15 protein-coding genes are annotated in these 16,976 nt (G+C 71.4%); 8 read left to right on the top strand and 7 right to left on the bottom strand.

Annotated elements, in window-relative coordinates; genetic code table 11:
- Window positions 1–366: 366 nt before the first annotated feature.
- The 4 genes from POL25_RS07190 to POL25_RS07175 form a co-directional block, all read right to left on the bottom strand.
- Window positions 367–1,350 (bottom strand): TFIIB-type zinc ribbon-containing protein, encoded by a 984-nt coding sequence (locus POL25_RS07190; protein ID WP_272085161.1) that lies wholly within the window; start codon window positions 1,348–1,350, stop codon window positions 367–369.
- Window positions 1,337–2,230, bottom strand: a complete 894-nt coding sequence (locus tag POL25_RS07185) for a TFIIB-type zinc ribbon-containing protein (protein WP_272085160.1) — start codon at window positions 2,228–2,230, stop codon at window positions 1,337–1,339. Before POL25_RS07185 ends, POL25_RS07190 begins: the two co-directional genes overlap by 14 nt.
- A gap of 335 nt (window positions 2,231–2,565) precedes the next feature.
- Window positions 2,566–3,513 carry a WD40 repeat domain-containing protein gene (locus POL25_RS07180; protein WP_272085159.1) on the bottom strand — a complete coding sequence of 316 codons (948 nt, stop codon included), beginning with the start codon at window positions 3,511–3,513 and terminating at the stop codon, window positions 2,566–2,568.
- 184 nt (window positions 3,514–3,697) lie between these two features.
- Entirely contained in the window at window positions 3,698–4,600 is a 903-nt protein-coding gene (locus POL25_RS07175) for a LysR substrate-binding domain-containing protein (protein ID WP_272085158.1), read from the bottom strand.
- A gap of 121 nt (window positions 4,601–4,721) precedes the next feature.
- On the opposite strand from POL25_RS07175, the gene POL25_RS07170 reads away from it, so the two are divergent.
- The gene (locus POL25_RS07170) at window positions 4,722–5,636 is read left to right on the top strand and encodes an SDR family oxidoreductase (protein WP_373372085.1); all 915 of its coding nucleotides are present in this window, start codon (window positions 4,722–4,724) and stop codon (window positions 5,634–5,636) included.
- 46 nt (window positions 5,637–5,682) lie between these two features.
- Here the strand turns inward: POL25_RS07170 and POL25_RS07165 are convergent, their stop codons facing one another.
- The gene (locus tag POL25_RS07165; RefSeq protein WP_272085156.1) at window positions 5,683–6,480 is read right to left on the bottom strand and encodes an AraC family transcriptional regulator; all 798 of its coding nucleotides are present in this window, start codon (window positions 6,478–6,480) and stop codon (window positions 5,683–5,685) included.
- A gap of 101 nt (window positions 6,481–6,581) precedes the next feature.
- Here POL25_RS07165 and POL25_RS07160 point away from each other — a divergent pair, with 101 nt between their 5' ends.
- On the top strand, window positions 6,582–7,406 hold the full coding sequence (locus POL25_RS07160) for an NAD-dependent epimerase/dehydratase family protein (protein WP_272085155.1): 825 nt from the start codon (window positions 6,582–6,584) through the stop codon (window positions 7,404–7,406).
- A 54-nt stretch (window positions 7,407–7,460) separates the two neighbouring features.
- Here the strand turns inward: POL25_RS07160 and POL25_RS07155 are convergent, their stop codons facing one another.
- Window positions 7,461–7,598 carry a hypothetical protein gene (locus POL25_RS07155; RefSeq protein WP_272085154.1) on the bottom strand — a complete coding sequence of 46 codons (138 nt, stop codon included), beginning with the start codon at window positions 7,596–7,598 and terminating at the stop codon, window positions 7,461–7,463.
- A gap of 305 nt (window positions 7,599–7,903) precedes the next feature.
- Between POL25_RS07155 and POL25_RS07150 the strand changes: the two genes are divergently transcribed.
- The 6 genes from POL25_RS07150 (at window position 7,904) to POL25_RS07125 (ending at window position 13,193) form a co-directional block, all read left to right on the top strand.
- Entirely contained in the window at window positions 7,904–8,053 is a 150-nt protein-coding gene (locus POL25_RS07150) for a hypothetical protein (RefSeq protein ID WP_272085153.1), read from the top strand.
- Window positions 8,054–8,164: 111 nt separating this feature from the next.
- Window positions 8,165–9,535, top strand: a complete 1,371-nt coding sequence (locus POL25_RS07145) for a vWA domain-containing protein (protein WP_272085152.1) — start codon at window positions 8,165–8,167, stop codon at window positions 9,533–9,535.
- Between the two features lie 256 nt (window positions 9,536–9,791).
- Window positions 9,792–10,841, top strand: a complete 1,050-nt coding sequence (locus POL25_RS07140; protein ID WP_272085151.1) for an ABC transporter permease — start codon at window positions 9,792–9,794, stop codon at window positions 10,839–10,841.
- The gene (locus tag POL25_RS07135) at window positions 10,838–11,608 is read left to right on the top strand and encodes an ABC transporter ATP-binding protein (RefSeq protein WP_272085150.1); all 771 of its coding nucleotides are present in this window, start codon (window positions 10,838–10,840) and stop codon (window positions 11,606–11,608) included. The genes POL25_RS07140 and POL25_RS07135 overlap by 4 nt, the downstream gene beginning before the upstream one ends.
- On the top strand, window positions 11,605–12,528 hold the full coding sequence (locus POL25_RS07130) for an MlaD family protein (protein WP_272085149.1): 924 nt from the start codon (window positions 11,605–11,607) through the stop codon (window positions 12,526–12,528). Before POL25_RS07135 ends, POL25_RS07130 begins: the two co-directional genes overlap by 4 nt.
- A gap of 17 nt (window positions 12,529–12,545) precedes the next feature.
- Window positions 12,546–13,193: an ABC-type transport auxiliary lipoprotein family protein gene (locus POL25_RS07125; RefSeq protein ID WP_272085148.1), complete on the top strand. Its 648-nt coding sequence runs from the start codon at window positions 12,546–12,548 to the stop codon at window positions 13,191–13,193.
- Window positions 13,194–13,254: 61 nt separating this feature from the next.
- Here POL25_RS07125 and POL25_RS07120 read toward each other — a convergent pair whose 3' ends face one another.
- A complete protein-coding gene (locus POL25_RS07120) occupies window positions 13,255–16,920 on the bottom strand; it encodes a M36 family metallopeptidase (protein WP_272085147.1) in 3,666 nt (1,221 codons plus the stop codon).
- Window positions 16,921–16,976 lie beyond the last annotated feature (56 nt).

Raw genomic sequence — 16,976 nt, 5'->3', positions numbered from 1 at the left:
CCGGGTGCTCGGAGGATACGCTGGCCCGCAGACGGCGAATGCGGGCTGCGACCACCACCGACACCCAAAGGATGGGGCTGCTGGCCCCGGAGCCACACGAGGACGCGCTCGTGGCGGGGACGGGCGCTCACGTGAATGCGCGGTCGCAATTGCCCTGCTCGCGCGAGGGGAATCGCAGGCCCGTGTCGGGCAATGCGATGATGCGATCCTCCGCCCGGTGATGTCCGGCCCTGTTCGACAATGCACCGTGCGTGACATACGGTCCGCCGGGCGCGCGAGACCCATCGTTTGTCCTTTGGTGGTGGCGAGCGGGCGCGGCCCCCCGGGGGTGGCACGGCGCATTCACGGCCCCATCGGCCTCTCTCGTCAATCGGCCAGGACCACGATCAGCGCGACGATCAGCGCGATCGCGGCGAGCCCTCCGACGATCACGAGGACGATCCGCGCGATCGAGAGCGGCGCTTTGCCGGTGACCACCGCCGCGTCCTGGCCGTTGACCACCGCGCGGTAGAGCTTGTCGCGGTAGCGGTAAGCGAGCACGTAGGCGGGGAAGGCGAGGCGCTCCGAGTCGAGGCGCCTGGGCAGCACCGCGACCGAGAGCTTGCGCTGGCGGCTGCCGGGCACCCACTCGCTCGCGTGCACCAGCGCGGCGCGCTCGAGCCCCTCGGCGATCGCCCGGCGGGCCGCCGATCGCTGGACGTCGAAGCGCTCGATCAGCACGCCCGGGCGGGCCTCCGGCGGCGGGCCGCCCGATTCGACGCGGTAACCGCGGCCGATCGCCTGGCACTCCGCAGCGCTCAGGCCACGGGACGCCGGCACCAGCACGCTTCGCAGGTTCAACGACTGCTGGCCCGCGTGCGGGGCCCAGGACGCGCGCCGTGAGCCGACCTCGGAGTCGGCGGCCCAACTGACCAGCACCTCGGCGTCGAACACCCAGCCGACCCACCACAGCGGCTTCAACTCGCCGATCGTCGCTGCCGCCTGGAGGTCGCTCGGGCGGAAGAAGCCGAGGGTGCCGAGCCAGCGCCGCAACCCCTCGGCCGCCGCCGCGGGGTCGACCGTGAACGGCAGGTAGGCGGACGCCTCCTCGACCGGGTCCTCGGGGCGCTCGACGTGCATCAACGAGCCGCAGAACGAGCACTTCGGCGCGCGGACCTCGACGTCGTAGGACACCGCAGCGCCGCAGCCCTCGCAGCGGAGCAGCTCGACGTGCGTCTCGGCGCTGACGAGCGCCTCACCCGGCGTCGGCAGCCCGCACACCGCACAGCGCAGATCACCGGCTTCGAGCGGCGACTCGCAGCGGCCGCAGGCCGAGCGGGCCGGCGTCGCGGGAGTCTCAGCGCTGGGCAAGCAGCACCCCCGCGGTGATGAGGCCGACGATCAACAGGACCAGCGCGCCGATCTTCACCCACGAGCGCGGCGGCTTGCCGAACACCTTGCCGGTCTGGCCGTTGACCAGCAGGCGGACCACGCGGTCGTCGGCGAAGCGGACCGGCAGCACCCACACCGGCGCGAGCATCAGGACCTGGGCGATGTCGGCGAGGCGGGCGCTGACCTCGAGGTCCGACTGCCGGTCGCCGGGCAGGATCTTCGCGATGCGCCGCTGGACCTCGGCCATCGCCTCGGCGACCGCGAGCTCGCGGCACACCTCGGCTGTCATCGACGCCTCCTCGGCGATCCACCCGGAGAGCAGGCGCGGCGAATAGCGGTGGAGCGCGCGCAGGTCGAAGGGCTCGACCCCCTCGAGCTCGTGATTGCCGATGCCCCGCGAGGCCGTGACGACGACGTCGCTGACGTAGGCCGAGTAACTGCCCGCGAGCGTGTGCCACTCGGTCTCGGTGCGCGTGCGCGTGGTCGTGCGGCCCTTCGAGTCCGTGGTCGTGTAGGTCACCGTGTAGTTCTCGCCGATGCGGGCGGAGTACTCCGCGTGGGCCGCCGCCGAGAACAGGTACGAGGGCACGTAGATCCCGCGGATGGCCTCGACCGTGGCCTTGCGGAACGCCTCCGGGGCGAGCCAGGCCCGCCTCACCCAGCGCCGGGCCGCGGCCAGCGCTTGCTCGTGCGGGACGATGAACGCGAGCACGAAGTCCGGCTGCGGCAGCCCGGCGTCCCGCGGCCGCTCGACCACCGCCGGCGAGGCGCAGTACGGGCAGGTCGCGGTCCGCAGGTGGGCCTCGACCTGGATCTGCGAGCCGCACGAGCCGCAGGCGAATTCGACGATCTCGCTCACGCCGGGCCGCGATCGTGCCACAGGTCGTCGTCCCACGGCCGTGACGAATTCGATTTCGGTGTCCGCGCACGGCCGCCGCGAAATCGCGCAGGGACCGAGCAGAGTGCTCGATCCGGCGCACGCGCGCTTCGATGAGTCGTCGGCTGATGGCGCGACGCTGCTGCGTGGGGACACGGGCGACTACGCGGCGCCCGACGTCGAGCCCGAGAAAGAAGAAGCGTTCAGCCGCGCGTTCCTCCTCGCGAGGAAGCCCGTCGACATCGCGCTCCGCATGCCGTGGTCGAAGACCCTCGCTGCGCCGGCTTCGGTGCCGGTGAACGACCGCGTGCGGGCCGTCAGCGGCTGCGCCGCGCCGCCTCGACCAGCCCGGTCGCGCGCCAGATCTGGACCGCCTGATCGCAGCGCGGCACGACGACCAGGTGCTCGCGGTCGGGCGTCAGCAGTACACGCTCGATCGCGCCTTTGTTGTACGGCTTCAGCGTCAGCGCGCTGCTGCCGTCGGTGCGGTCCCACAGGACGAGCAGCGGATCGTGGGCGCCGCCGGTCGCCACCAGCTCGTCGGTGACGAACGTCGCCGTCTGGGCGCCGAGCTTGTGTTCGCCCGTGAAGCCGGCGCGCGTCTCTCCGCTGGCGACATCGACGATCGCGGTCGTCAGCGAAGGGACCAGCAGCTCTTCGCCGTGAAAGCTCATGTTCTGCGCGGAGCCGGAGATCCGCAGCAGGCGGCGCTCGGCCCCTGACTGGGGGTCGCACAGGCGCACGTTGCCGGCGGCGTCCGCCGTGACCAGGAGCTCGCCGTCGGGAGACAGCGCCGCGTCGGCCATCCACATCTGCTCGTCAGCGCAGGCGGCGAGCACGGTCCCGTCGTCGAGGTCGATCCGCGTGCGCCGGCCGTCGTGACCGCCGAGCCACGCCGAGCGGCCGTCCTGCAGCACGGCGAGCCCGTGCAGGCGCGTGTCGCAGACGCGGTGCACGGCGACGCAGCGCAGCTCCGGCCAGGTGAGCACCGCGACGGAGCCGACCCACAGGGTGGCGATCACCCGCGTGCGATCGGCCGTGAACTCGAGGCACGAGACCGCGTCGTACACGGCGGCGGGCACCTCGACCTCGCGCGAGCCGCCGCTCACGAGGTCGATCACGAGGATGCCGCTGTTGCGGCCGAGCAGCAGCGTGGCGCCGTCGGGGTCGAGCGTCGCGCAGTAGTTCCAGCCCTCGATCGCGATGTCGCGCTCGAGACAGGCGGCCATGAGCTGCTTGCGGTCTTTCAGGGGTGCGAGTGGCATCGACGAGCTGTCGACGTGTACCAGAAGTTCGCGCCGGCGAGCGCTCGGGTTCGCGTATCGCAGCAGGTCGCGCGCCGGCGCCTCGTCCGAGGAGGCGCCGGTGTCCCGTTCGTTCCTGAGGGTCTCGCGGCCGATGGGCTGCCCATTCGCAGGAGAACGCATCCTCGGCCGGGTCGAGCGTGTCTCACAGAGGCTTCACGAGCTCGCTGACGACGGGTGAGAGCAGCTCCGTCAGCCAGGTCATCACGGCGCGGACGCGACGCGGCGCCGCGCGCCCGTGCGTGTGCAGCAGCGTGATGGGCACCGGCCTCGCCGTGAGCTCCGGCAGGATCTCGACCAGCTTGCTCGCGTGCCGTTCCTGCCCGGGGCGCGGCAACTGCACGATGCCCAGGCCGGCGATGCACGCCGCCTCGTAGGCGTCGTAGTTGTCGACCGTCAGCGCGCTGCGCATCGGCAGCTCCTTGTAGGTCGTGCCGTCGAAATACTCGAAGACCGGGGCCGAGTCGGTGGCGTAGTGGACGACCAAGTGGTCGCGCAGATCCTCCAGCGTGCGCGGAGTCCCGTGCTGGCGCAGGTACGAGGGGCTCGCGCAGTTCATCATCGTCGCCTCGCCGATCCGGCGCCCGACCAGCCCCGGTTCGTCGACCGGCCCCACGCGCAGCACGACGTCGAGCCCCTCGCGCAGCGCTGCCACGATTCGGTCGCTCGCGCAGATATCCAGCTGGAGCTGCGGATGGCGCGCGAGCAGCTCGGGCAGCCGGGGGATGACGAAATCCCGCGCGATGAGGACCGGGAGCTCGACGCGCACCCTCCCACGCAGCCCGCGACCCGCCTGAAACAGCGCCCCGATCTCTTCGGCCTCTGCGAGGAAGCTGTGGGCGCGCTTCAGCAGCACCTCTCCCTCTGCGGTGAGGTACACGACGCGAGTCGAGCGGCGGAGGAGCCGAGCCCCGAGTTCGCCCTCCAGCCTTTGCACATGCGCCGACGCGCGCGCCTTCGGCATGCCGAGCTGCTGCGCGGCCTGGGTGAAGCTGCGCAGCTCGGCGACCCGGACGAACACCTTGAGCGAGTCGAGGTCGAAGCTCATTGTCTGATACTAGCAGACAGTGTGTCGGGCGAGCGCGCTCTTCTCCGGTGTTCGTAGGGTCCCTACCATGCCGCCATGGAACTCGAGGACTCGATCCGTCCTCGTCACCGGCGAAAGCATCATGGCGAACTGGAAAACCACCGACATTCCTGCTCAGAAGGGCCGTCTGGCCGTCGTCAGCGGCACCGGGGGGCTCGGACTCGAGGATGCCCTGGGGCTCGCGCGGGCAGGGAGCGAGGTCATCATCGCGGGCCGCAACCCGCAAAAAGGGGCGGACGCTGTCGCCAGGGTCCTCGCCGAAGTGCCATCGGCGATTGTCCGGTTCGAGCATGTCGATCTCGCCAGTCTCGAGTCCGTGGCGGGATTCGCCGCGCGGCTGCGGAGCCAGAGCGACAGGATCGATCTCTTGATCAACAACGCCGCCGTGATGACGCCGCCGAGCCGGCAAGAGACCTCGGACGGCTTCGAGCTGCAGTTCGGCACCAACTACCTCGGCCATTTCGCCCTGACGGCCCAGCTCATGCCGCTGCTCCGCAATGGGACGAGCCCGCGCATCGTCACGCTGTCGAGCGTCGCTGCGCGGGATGGTGCGCTCGCTTTCGACGACCTGCAGGCGGAGCGGAGCTACGCGCCGATGCGGGCCTATGGCCAGTCCAAGCTCGCCTGCCTGATGTTCGCCCTCGAGCTGCAGCGGCGCAGCGAGGCGAATCGGTGGGGCGTCACCAGCATCGCCGCGCACCCCGGCATCTCGCGCACCGACCTCCTTCACAACGCTCCCGGCCGTTGGAGCGCCGCCGGGCTCGCCCGGACGCTCCTGTGGTTCATGTTCCAGCCGGCATCGCAGGGCGCGCTCCCGACGCTGTTCGCCGCGACCTCGCCCGAGGCGAGGGCCGGCGCTTACTACGGCCCGGACAGGCTGGGAGAGATGCGTGGCTCTCCGGCCCTGGCGAAGGTTCCGCCGCGAGCGGAAGACCGGGCCGCCGCCGAACGCCTATGGCGCGTGTCGGAGCAGCTCACCGGCGTCTCCTTCGCCTGAGCGCGCTTCCCATTCGTGGTCGCGCACCGCGGACGAACCGTAGCGATCAGCCGATCGCAGCCGCCACCCGCAGCTCGCCGAGCAGCGCCCGCGGCGGCGCGCCGGCGATGGCGTGGAACTCGGCGATCAGGTGGGCCTGATCGTAGTAGCCGGCGTCGGCGGCGATCGTCGCCCACGCGGCCCGTTCGTCCGCGCGCGCCGCATGCAGGGCCCGCTGGAAGCGCGCCAGCTTGGCGAACGCCTTGGGCCCGATCCCGAAAGCATCTCGGAACACCCGCCGGAGGTGGCGCTCGCTCACCCCGAGCGCCCTGGCGATGGCGTTCACGTGCGCGCCGTCGGCCGAACGGGCGCGCAGCTGCTCGGCGGCTGCGAGCGCCAGGCGCGAGCAGGGCGGGCACGCATCGGTCGCCACGCGCTCGGCGATCGCCGAATTGAGGACCTTCGCGGCCGCGAGCCCGTCGGCAGCGACGGCGAGTCGTTCGAAGAGACGGCGCGCCGCGGCGTCGCCCCAGACATCCTCGAGCGCGACGATGCGGCCGGCGAGCGTCGACGCCGGGACGCCGAACACGGCCTCGGAGGCGCCCAGCCGCAGCCGCGCGCTCATGCTGCGATGCGTCCCGCGCGGGACTTTGCGCCGCACTTGCTCCCGCGCGCCGAGCACGTGTGCATCGATCCCCCTCCGCGACGCCGGCCCGAAGCGGACCACGATCTCGACCTGCGCGTGGGGCAGCAAGACGTGCGGCGTACCGGCTTCGGGCTCGTGGACCTGCAGCGCCTCGACGATCGCCGCCGTCGAAGCGCCGCTCGGATCGTGAGGCTGGCGAAGGGCGGCGCCGAGGTGCATGGCAAACAGGATGAAGGCACGCGCTCGCCCGCACAAGCGGGGCCGCGACGTTGTCCGGTTTTTCCAATCCGTCGGCCGCGTGGCTCGCTACGGTCGGAGCCATGAAGATCCTCGTCACCGGAGCGACCGGAAAGGTCGGAAGCCGTCTCGCGCGTCGCCTCGCCGACCGCGGTCATCAAGTGCGCGCCCTCGTGCGCGATCCGAGCCGCGCCGATGGCCTGCGCAATGTGGAGCTCGTGCGCGGCGACCTGCTCGACGCCGCCTCGCTCGTGGCCGCCGTGCGGGGCGTCGACGCGGTCGTCCACTGCGCCGCGTTCTTCCGCGGCGCGACGCCGGAGCAGGCGCACGCCGTCAACGACGGCGGCACGCAGCACCTCGCGCTCGCGGCCCGCGCCGCGGCGGTCCAGCGCTTCGTGTTCACGAGCACCGGGCTGGTGTACGGCGCGAATGGCGGGCGCGCCGCGAGCGAGGGCGATCCATGCACGCCGGCCCCGGGATACCCGGCCAGCAAGCTCGCCGCCGAGCGGGCCCTGTTCGCGATCGACGGCCTCGACGTGCGCGTGCTCCGGCTCCCCTTCGTCTACGGCGACGGCGATCCGCACATCGCGGAGGTGGTCCCGATGATGCGCGGCTTCCTGCCGACGCAGCGCATGTCGATCGCTCACCACGCCGACGTCGCGCAGGCGGTCGCGCGCGTGCTCGACGCGGCGTCGCCGTCGCACCGCATCTACAACGTCGCCGATGACGAGGCGCCCGATCTGGCGGCGCTGTTCGCCTCGGTCGGTGCGCCGCCGCCCGACGGCTCCGCCGCCGAGGCTGGGCGCGGGTTCGAGATCGTGGTCGACGTCAGCCGGATCCGCGAGGACCTCGGCTTCCGCCCGGAGTACCCGCGCCTCCAGGACGCCATCGCCGCCGGCGCCACGTGACGCGAGGCGGGGCAGGGCCGCGGCGATCGCACTGTCACTCACCGGACGCGGGCACTAGTTGCTCTCGGCCTCGTGGACGTTGACGTAGATCGCCTCGGTGATGTCGGTGGCGATGGCGAGGATCGCCAGCCCGCCGGTGACGGGCGCGGTGAGATTGTGCGATGATTGGGTGAATGCGAGGACGTTGGGCATGGGATCGACTCCGGGCAGAAAAATGGGAGGACCGGCCGAATGAGCGCAGGGCGTCGGCCGGCCGGTCGCCATGAATGAGCGTAGTGAACCCCTCGCCCGGGGCTGGCCGCAGATGGCCAGCCGCTGCCACGGAAGCGGGCCGCTGCCGCGCGGACGCGCGCCCGGGCCCTGTCTCGGCCCGGGCTCGTCGTCCTCGATCGTCGCCAACCCGAGCAGGCCCGGCGCGTCCGCAGCGATGTCGCAGGAGGTGCGCCCGCTGCCGGGGCCGCGGTGGCACCGGCGCTGCCTCGCGCATGACCTGCGCGATGTGTCGCACGCTCCCGCCCGGCGCCCGGTCCCTGTGGACGATCCGGGGCCGGGCGGTTTGCATCGAGGACGTCGGCTACGTGTTTGCCACCATGCCGCCGGGCGTCCGGCTGCGCGCCGATCGACCGCCGCCCGGGCCGGGCCTGTGATACACGATTGATCGAACCACGCGGCGGCGAACCCGGCCGACCGGCCGTCGCGTCTAAACATTGCTCCACGATCAGCCCGTGCCGGCCGCGATCCGCCGAATCATGTCCACCGTGTCGATACGTCTCCTCTCGTCAATCTCGCTGCTCGCCCTCGCTTGCAACAATGACAGCAACCCGCTGGACTCCGCGGGCGTCGATCCGGGGTACGTCAGCGGGGCGTGCATTCAGGGGCAATGCTTCGCCGGGCTCGTCTGCCAGGGCGACAACCTTTGCATGAGCCCCGGCGGCGGGTCCGGGGGCGACCCGAGCGGCGATCCGGGCGGCGACCCGACCGACGGCTCGACCGACGGCTCGACCGACGGCTCGGCCAGCGACACGAGCGCGGGGCCGGGCGGCGGGCCGGGCGGCGATCCGACCAGCGGACCGTCGAGCGATCCGACCGTCACGGGCGGCCCGGGGCCGACGTCGGACAGCGATCCGACCACCGATCCGCCGATGACCACCGACGAGCCGGTCACCTGCAAGAACCTCCAACTGGACGCGCCGACGACCAACCTGATCTTCGTGCTCGACCGCAGCGGCTCGTTCTCGGTCGGCACCTGGGATCACGACGGCAACCCCGGGACCCCCGCGGTCAGCAAGTGGAGCAGCCTTCACAAGACCTTGACCGCGGTGGTCGGCAAGTATCAGGCGCAGCACAAGCTCGGCCTGATGATGTTCCCGTCGAGCGCCGCGGCGAGCGACTACAGCGCTGCGGCTTGCGTCACCAATACCAAGCCCGAGGTCGCCCCGGCGCTGGGTAGCGCGGGGGCGATCGGCGCCGCGTTGCCAGCGGCGAACGCGATGCTCAAGGGCGCGACGCCGATGGCTCGCGGCCTCGACGGGGCGCTCTCCTCCCTCGATTCGGCGCCGGCGAACGAAGCGCGGGCGATGGTGCTCATCGGCGACGGCTCGCCGAATTGTTCCGACAGCGCGCCAAACACCGACGGGCTGTTCGAGACCCTCGACACCAGCGCCCACGGGATCGTCGGCGCCGCCTGGTCGAACGACCAGATCCCGACGGCCGTCGTCGGCGTCAACCTGCCCGACTCCTACAGTTCGGCCATGAAGGACGGCAACCCGGACAACACCAACCCGGTGGAAGAGTTCAACAAGCTCGCCGTAGCGGGCGGGCGCCCGCGGACCGGCGGGGCCAAGTTCTATGACGCCACCAACGAGAGCGAGCTCGGCGCGTATCTCGACGAGGCGGTTTACGTGACCCTCGGCTGCGAACTCACCCTCAACGAAACGCCGGCCGACCCGACCGTGACCCGCGTGACGGTCGACGGCATGAACTACGCGTATTCGCCGAACCTTGATTGTTCGACCGGCGACGGCTGGGTGTACAGCAGCGGCAACAATTCACGCGTCCGGCTGTGCGGGGCGGCCTGCGAGGGACTGCTTTCGTCAGGGAGCGCGCAGGTCGACCTCGACTGCCCGTGAGGGTCGCACGCGTTCGGGTGCTCGCTGCAATCGAGCGAGCGATGCCCCCGCGCCGGGCCCGAGCGAGGCGCATGACCGCCGCGCCTGCCAGTCCCCGCCGAGCTCGACGGAGGCGGGCGGCGATCTGGCGGTGGCCGCGAACGTGGGGCGGTGCAGGGCGGGAGCGGCGCGTCGCGGGTCGCCCGCATGGGGAGCCAGCGGGTGTTCTCCTGGTCGGCCGCTGGTCGGGGCTGGCCTCTTTGTCAGACTGCCGGCCATGGACGTGCGCCTCGACGCGATACGGCCGCGCTCGCTGCTGCATGAGCTCGAGATTCACGCCCGGACCCGACCCGCCGTCCTCCGGCTCGATCTGTCCGCGCTGCGCCAGATCGACAGCACGGGCGTCGCCACGCTGCGCGCCGTCACGCGCCGGCTGAGGCGCTCGGGCGTCGCCGTCGAGCTGCACGGCGCCACGCCCGAGGTCATGCGCGTGCTCGCCGAAACGCCGGAGCCTGACCCCCCAAAACACCCGCCGGAGCCGGGCGTGCTCGAGAGCCTGGGCCGATCGTGCTTCGCTTGGTGGAGCGGCCTGTTGACGCTGGCCGACATGGTCATCGAGGCGATGCAGGGCGCCGCCGGGGCCGTGGTGGGGCGCCGCACCTTCGCCTGGCGCGATGTCGTGGAGCAGCTCGAGCTCATGGGGGCCGACGCGCTGCCCATCGCCGCGACGATGAGCTTTTTGCTGGGTCTGGTGCTCGACTTCCAGACCTGGGTGCAGATGCATTACTACGGCACCGAGTCGGTCGTGCTGGAGTTCGTCGGCATCGGCATGGCCCGCGGGTTCGCGCCGTTCATCGTGGCGATCCTGCTGGCCAGTCGCACGGCCCCGGCCATCGCCGCGCAGCTGTCGACGATGGAGATGCGCCAGGAGAACGACGTGCTGCGCGTCATGGGCATCTCGCCGGTGCGGCACCTGGTGGTCCCGCGCCTGTTCGCCATCACGCTCGTCACCCCGGCGCTCTCGCTGATAGCGACCGCCAGCGGCATCCTCGGCGGCTTGCTGGTGACGGTGTGGCTCGACCCGCACTGGATGGCGGCGTTCGAGACGATGCTGCGAGAGATGACGCTCGGCGACCTGTGGCTCGGCACGGTCAAGTCCGTGCTGTTCGGGTGGGTGATCGGGCTCGCCAGCGCCTTCACCGGGCTCCACAGCGGGTACGGAGCGCTCAGCATCGGCATCGCGGCCACGCGCGCCGCGGTCGCCAGCATCCTCTTCGTCATGATCGTCGACAGCATCGTGACCACGCTATGGACGATGGCGCAATGAGCTCGGCGGCGCTCGTGGAGCTGCGGGACGTGGTCGTCGGATACGGCGAGCTGCCGATCTTGACAGGGGTCGACCTGCGCATCGACACGGGCGAGATCGTCAGCGTCATCGGCGGCTCGGGCAGCGGCAAGTCGACGCTGCTGCGCGCCATGGTGGGGCTGCTCGAGCCGGCCGCGGGCGCGGTGTGCCTGTTCGGCCAGGACCTCTACGCGACGCGCCCGCGCTCGCGGGGGCGCCTGCTGTCGCGCGTGGGCGTGCTGTTCCAGAGCGACGCGCTGTTCAGCTCGATGTCGGTCCTCGACAACGTCATGTTCCCGGGTCGCAAGCTCACCGATCTGCCCGACGCGGTGATCCAGGAGCTGGCGCTCATCGAGCTCGCGAGGCTCGGTGTGGCCGATCTGGCCGAACGCATGCCGCAAGAGATCTCGGGCGGCCAGGCCAAACGCGTCGCGCTGGCGCGCGCCAACGTGCTCGCCCCCGAGCTCGTCTTTTGCGACGAGCCGACCTCCAGCCTCGACCCGATCAACGCCGCGGTCCTGGGCCGCGAGTTCACGCGCTTGCGCGACGACCAGGGCTCCACCGTCATCCTCGTCACCCACGACATGGAGATGGTCAGGACGCTCTCGGACCGCACGGTCGTGCTCGCTGCCGGGGGCATCTGCGCCGTCGGTACGCCTGCGACGCTGGAGCGCAGCGAGGACCTCGACGTGCAGGCGCTGTTTCACGGCGAGCCGACCCGGGAGTCTCAGGAGTCGAAGCGAGCATGACCCGCAGCCGCACTCAAGCCGTGAAGCTCGGGATCTTCGTGGTCAGCGTCGTCACGGTCATGGTGCTGGCGCTCGTGCTGGTGGGCGGGCTGCGCCTGGGGCGAGCGACCGCCGCGTATCACATCGTCACGAGCGGCGGGGCCCTGGGCATCGATCGCGAGTCCGCCGTCACGATGCGCGGGGTCGAGATCGGCAAGGTGGCCGCCATCACCCTCGATCGCAGCGATTTCGGCCGCGTGCGGATCGATCTGAAGATCGAGCCCGGCATCGAGATCCCCGCGGCGTCGAAGGCCTACTTTCAACGGGTCGGAGTGACCGGCCAGCGCGCCATCGACATCACGGGAGGCACGCTCGCCGGTGGCCGGCTGGCTCCCGGGAGCACCATCCCTCGCGGGGAGACGACGCTCGAGGCCCTCGAGGCGCACGCGAGCGGGCTCGGCGACGAGGTGAAGACGCTGGTCGCGGAGGCGCGGCAGGCCGTCCGGGACGCGCAGAAGGTGATCGCGGCGGTCGATCCCGATCGGGTCGCCGCGGTCGTCGACGCCGTCGACCCACGGCACATGGCGGCGCTCCTCATGCACGGCGCGCGCGCGGCGAAGCGGCTCGATTCGGCCAGCGAGCAGATCGGGCAGCTGTTGAGCCAGGGGCGCGCCTACTTCGGCGATCTGGCCCACGCCGGCGAATCCTTCGCGCAGCGGGCCTCGACAGCGCTGGAGCACGCCGACAGCGCGTCCCTCGAGCTCTCGCGCCTGCTCGTCGTGGCGGGGTCGATCCTGAACGCGAACGAAGACGACGTGCGCGCGGCGATCGGCAACATCCGCGGAGTGTCGCAGGACGCCCGGGCTCTCGTGCGGGCGTTGCGGGCGCGGCCGAGCTTGCTGCTCCACTCGAAGCCGCCCAGGGAGCGCGAGCTGCGATGAAGCGCCTTCGAGCGGCCGTGGCCGCCGCCATCTTCGCGTGTGCGCCCATGGCTCCGAACACGCATCTCTACCGCGTGGAGCTGCCCGCCGGGCCCGGCATGTTGCCCCCGGATAGCGAGCCGCAGGCGTGCGCGAGTCTGCTGGTGAGAGACATGCAGGTGGCCGGGGCGTACGACGACGTGCGCATGATCTATCGCGAGTCCGAGTATCAGCTCCAGCGCTACGAATACCATGAGTGGGTCGTGTCGCCCGGGATCCTGGTGAGCGACGCGCTGCGCGACGGGTATGCCACGAGCGGTTGGTTCGTGCGGGTGGAGCGGGAGTACGACGCGTCGATCGACGCGGTCTTGCAGGGGCGCGTGCTGGCGCTCGAGGAGGTCGACCTCACCAGGACGCGGTGGGCCGCCCACCTGCGGCTCGCGCTCGAGCTGCTGGACAGCCGGACCCACGAGCGGTTGTGGTCCCACGAATACGATTTGATGCGCCCGCTGGAGGAGCGTAGCCCGCGCGGCATGGCAGGGGCTACCAGCGGCGTGCTGCGCGAGGTGGTCGACGTGAGCGCGCCAGCGCTGGCGGCGGCGCTGTCACGGCTGTGCGCCCGCGACGACGCCGCAGTCCCACCGCTCGACGGGAGGCGATCGCCCGCCCTTGCTCCGGGCCCGTGACGGTTGCCATGGACCGCGGCGCCGAGTCGCCGCGGTATGCACATTGTCGCCGCGCCCGGATTTACGTGACCCGGCGACGGCGGCGCAGCGCCAGGAGCGGCAGCGCCAGCCCGGTCAGCCAGCCGCCGCGGGGATCGGCGACGCAGCCGCAGCCGGTCTCCGCACCGCTGCTCATGCCCCCGGAGTCGGAGGCTTCGTTCGAAGTATCCGTCGACTCGCCGGTCCCGCCGGTCGGCTCGCCCGAGCCGCTGGTCGGCTCGCCGGGGCCGGTCGACTCGCCGGTGTCGCTGGTCGTGGGCTCCTCACCGGGCAGGCAGACGCCGGCGTCTGGGACCAGGCGCGGGAACGGACTGTCGACGATCCCCTGGAAGCGGAAGTTGTCGAGCGTCCAGCCAGCCTGGCCGAGCACCGTATCGGTGCCGATCCGGAAGCGCACGCGCAGCGTCTGGCCGGCCAGCGCCTGGCCGAAATCGAGGACGACGGGGTTCAGCTGCGGGTGACCCGGGCTCATCAGGGCGAACGCGGCGCGACCGACGAGCGGGTTTTCGGCGCTGATGATCGTGTCGTTGTAGCCGACGCCGCCGATGATCTCGGCGACGTCTTTCCAGGTCTCGCCGTCGTCGTCGGACAGCTCGATGACGCCGCCGTCCCACGCGTAGCCGAACGTGGCGTCGAAGGAGTAGGCGTGGTCGAAGGCGAGCGAGAAGTCCTGGTCCTCGGCGACCGTGAAGGCCGGCGAGACGAGCGCGGTGTCGGTCAGCGTGCCGAGGTCATTGCCGTGCCACGCGTGACCGTCGGGCCCGGACTCGCGCGCCCACACCGACGCGCCGAAGTCGCCGGTGGCGGTCCAGACGGCGGCGACCTCGACGTCGTCCTCGCTCGCGCCGGTGAGCGCGACGTCGGCGCTCAGCGTCGCGTGCACGACCTGCTCGACCGGCCCCTCGCAACCACCGGGGGCCGTCAGTCGCACGCGCAGCGCCACGCGCGTCGGCTCGGTGATGCCGGGGTCCAGCGCCACGGCGATCGTATGCGGGCTCGTCTGCTGCGGCGCGAGCTGGGGCAGGGCCACGACGGGCCCGTCGGGGAACACCAGGCCCGGCGGCGGATCGACGATCTCGACCGTCGCGCCGGCGAGAGGCACGACGCCGCCATTGTAGACCTCGAACGCGACACGACCGCGCTCGCCGTCGTCGAGGATGCCGTCCCCGTCGCACGAGAGGACGCTGTCGTCGAAGCTGGCGCCGAGCAACACGCCGCGGCCGCGCACCTCGTAGTCCTCGACCACGCCCTCGAAGGTCGTCGACCACCGCGGCGGCGACTCGGCGCAGGTGCCCGCCCCGCGATCGGCGAAGGCCGCGGCGACCGCGAGCATGTCGTCCTCGCTGGTGGCGGAGATCGCCATGAGCAACGCGTCGCGCCGCTCGGTGATGGTCGGCTCGTACGGCGCGAGCATCATGCCGGCGACGACGTAGTCCGACATCCTGCGCCGGACGGCCTCGAACCCGAGGTCGTCGGCGTGTAGCTCCTGCAGCGCGACGTAGCTGTCCCACAGCATCTCCGCCCACACCTGCCCCGCGTTGTGCTGCTGGCTGTTGAGCAAGCCGTTCGGGCTGAACAGCGGGCCCTCGGGCAGCTGCACGTCGTCGCCGATGTGGCGGAAGGTCAGCGGATTGACGGCGAAGTCGGTCGAATAGGCGTACTGGCGCGAGTTGAAGAACTGGGTCGGGTCGATCGAGGCCCAGGGCGACCAGTTGAGCACGCCGTGCAGATCGTCGCCCTCGCGCACGCTCATCAGCATGGCGAGGAAGTCGGACCACCCCTCGCCCGCGGCGAGGTAGGTCTGGCCGCTCGCGTCGCCGAGGCGGTTGTGCACGAAGTGGCCGAACTCGTGCGCGATCAGCAGCGAATCGAGGGCCGCGTCGCGGGTCGGGCCCTCCTCCGCGGCCATGTGCACGGTGAACTCGGGGCCTTCGAGCGCGGCCTTGAGGATGTCGCCCTCGGCGAGGGTGAGGCCGAGGGTCGGGATGTTGGGGTTGAGGACCGTGAGGTCGTCGAGCGGCACGACCGGCTCGTCGGCTGCGACGTCGTCGGCGATCAGCACCCCCACCGCGCCGGCGTTGAGGGCGTTCCGGGCCTGGGCCTCGAAGATGCACTCGCCCCGGTCGAGCAGCACGATCTTGCCCTTCACGTCGCTGTTCAGCGGTTCACAAGCGTCGTTGAGGTCCGCGCCAGCGCCGTCGTTGGCGAGCACCAGCGGCGCGGTGACGTCGTAGGCCGCGGGCCCGAACTCGGCGATCTGGCCGTCGAGCACCAGACCCAGCGATTCCACCGAAAGGTCGCTGAGCTTGCGGATCCCGTCGAACAGGCGCAGGCGCAGGCGCGGCGCGGCGCCGTCGAGCGTGATCAACATGCTGGCGTTGTTGCGCAGGCCGATCTCCCACCCGTTCAGGACCTCGACCAGCATCGGGTCGTCAGCCTCGCCGCCGCGCCCGAAATTGTCGGACTGCGCGTTGCCGGTCGCCTCGACCAGGCCCGAGTCGTACCACCAGTCGTGCTGCCAGTTGGTGACGTAAAACGCGTGCGTCAGCGCGGCCATCATCTGCGCACCGCTGGTGGTGGCCGCCTTCGTGAAGTCGTAAGCGCGATCGAACACGCCGGGGGCGGTGACGGTGGCACGAAAACGATTGTCGACCGGGTCGGTGTCGAGGGGATCGGTGTAGGCGTCGACGTTGTTGCCGACAGTCTGGGTGGCGTTCGCGGGCAGCCAGGGATCGGAGACGCCCTCGGGGTTGGTGTTGAGGCCCTCGACCGTGACGAGCGCGGCGTCGGAGTAGCCGTCCGGGAGGACGTTGGGGAAGCCGGTCGGGTGGGGGTTGAAGTCGGCGAGCGGACCGTCGAGCGGCCGCCGATCGGCGGGATCGGCGTACACGCGATACTGATGGGCATACACGGTGCCGTCGCGGCGCATCAACAGCCGGCCGTCGGCGGCGGCGACGACGTATTGAAACACCTCGTCGCTCGCCCCGAGCCGGGTCTGCAGCTCGACGAGGTAGGCGGCGACGAGCGCCTCGCCGGTCGGGAAGTAGACCGGCCGCGCCCGCGCCGGCGCGACCAGCCGCAGGCCCTGGCCGGCCGTCGCTCCGCTCGCCGCCGCGAAGCGTCGCCACGAATGTCGCCCCTCGATCTCGACGAGCGGCACGGCGACGCCGTGGAGGTCGCGCAGGGCCGCCGCGATCGCGGCGTCGGGAGCGGACGCGAACGGTCGCGCGGCGCCCGGGTGCGCACCGGGGTGCAGTGACCCGGAGACGGCGAGGAGGCGCAGCGAACGGTCGAGCAGCAGCTTGACGTCGCCGTGATGGAGGTCGATGCCGTCGACGGTCTGCCGCAGGGCGACGATGATGCCGCCGCGCCCGGTGTCGTGCACGAAGAGGGTCCGTGCCCCGGCCAGCACGTCAGGCGTGACGCCATACGCATCGAGGTGACGCTCCAGCTGCGCGCGCGCAGCCGCCTCGGGAGAGCGCGACGCCGGCTGCGGCTGGCCGCGAGGGATCCACATCAACGAGGGCGTACCGGGCGCGCGGGCGACCGCGGAATCGCCAGAGACAGGAGTCGGCGTCACCTCGGGGTGGGCCGCCCACACGTCGAAGTTGGGTCTCGCGCCGGTGGCATCCGTGGCAGCGAGCAGCGCGAGCAGCGTGAGGCATGACGAGGGAATAAATAGTGGCATGCGATCAATCTATCAGCCCGAGCTCGGGGCGTTCGCCCGTTCACTGCATGCCCGGG

The organism is Nannocystis bainbridge, from assembly GCF_028368995.1.
Taxonomy (GTDB): domain Bacteria; phylum Myxococcota_A; class Polyangia; order Nannocystales; family Nannocystaceae; genus Nannocystis; species Nannocystis bainbridge.
This window is presented reverse-complemented; position numbering and strand designations above follow the sequence as displayed.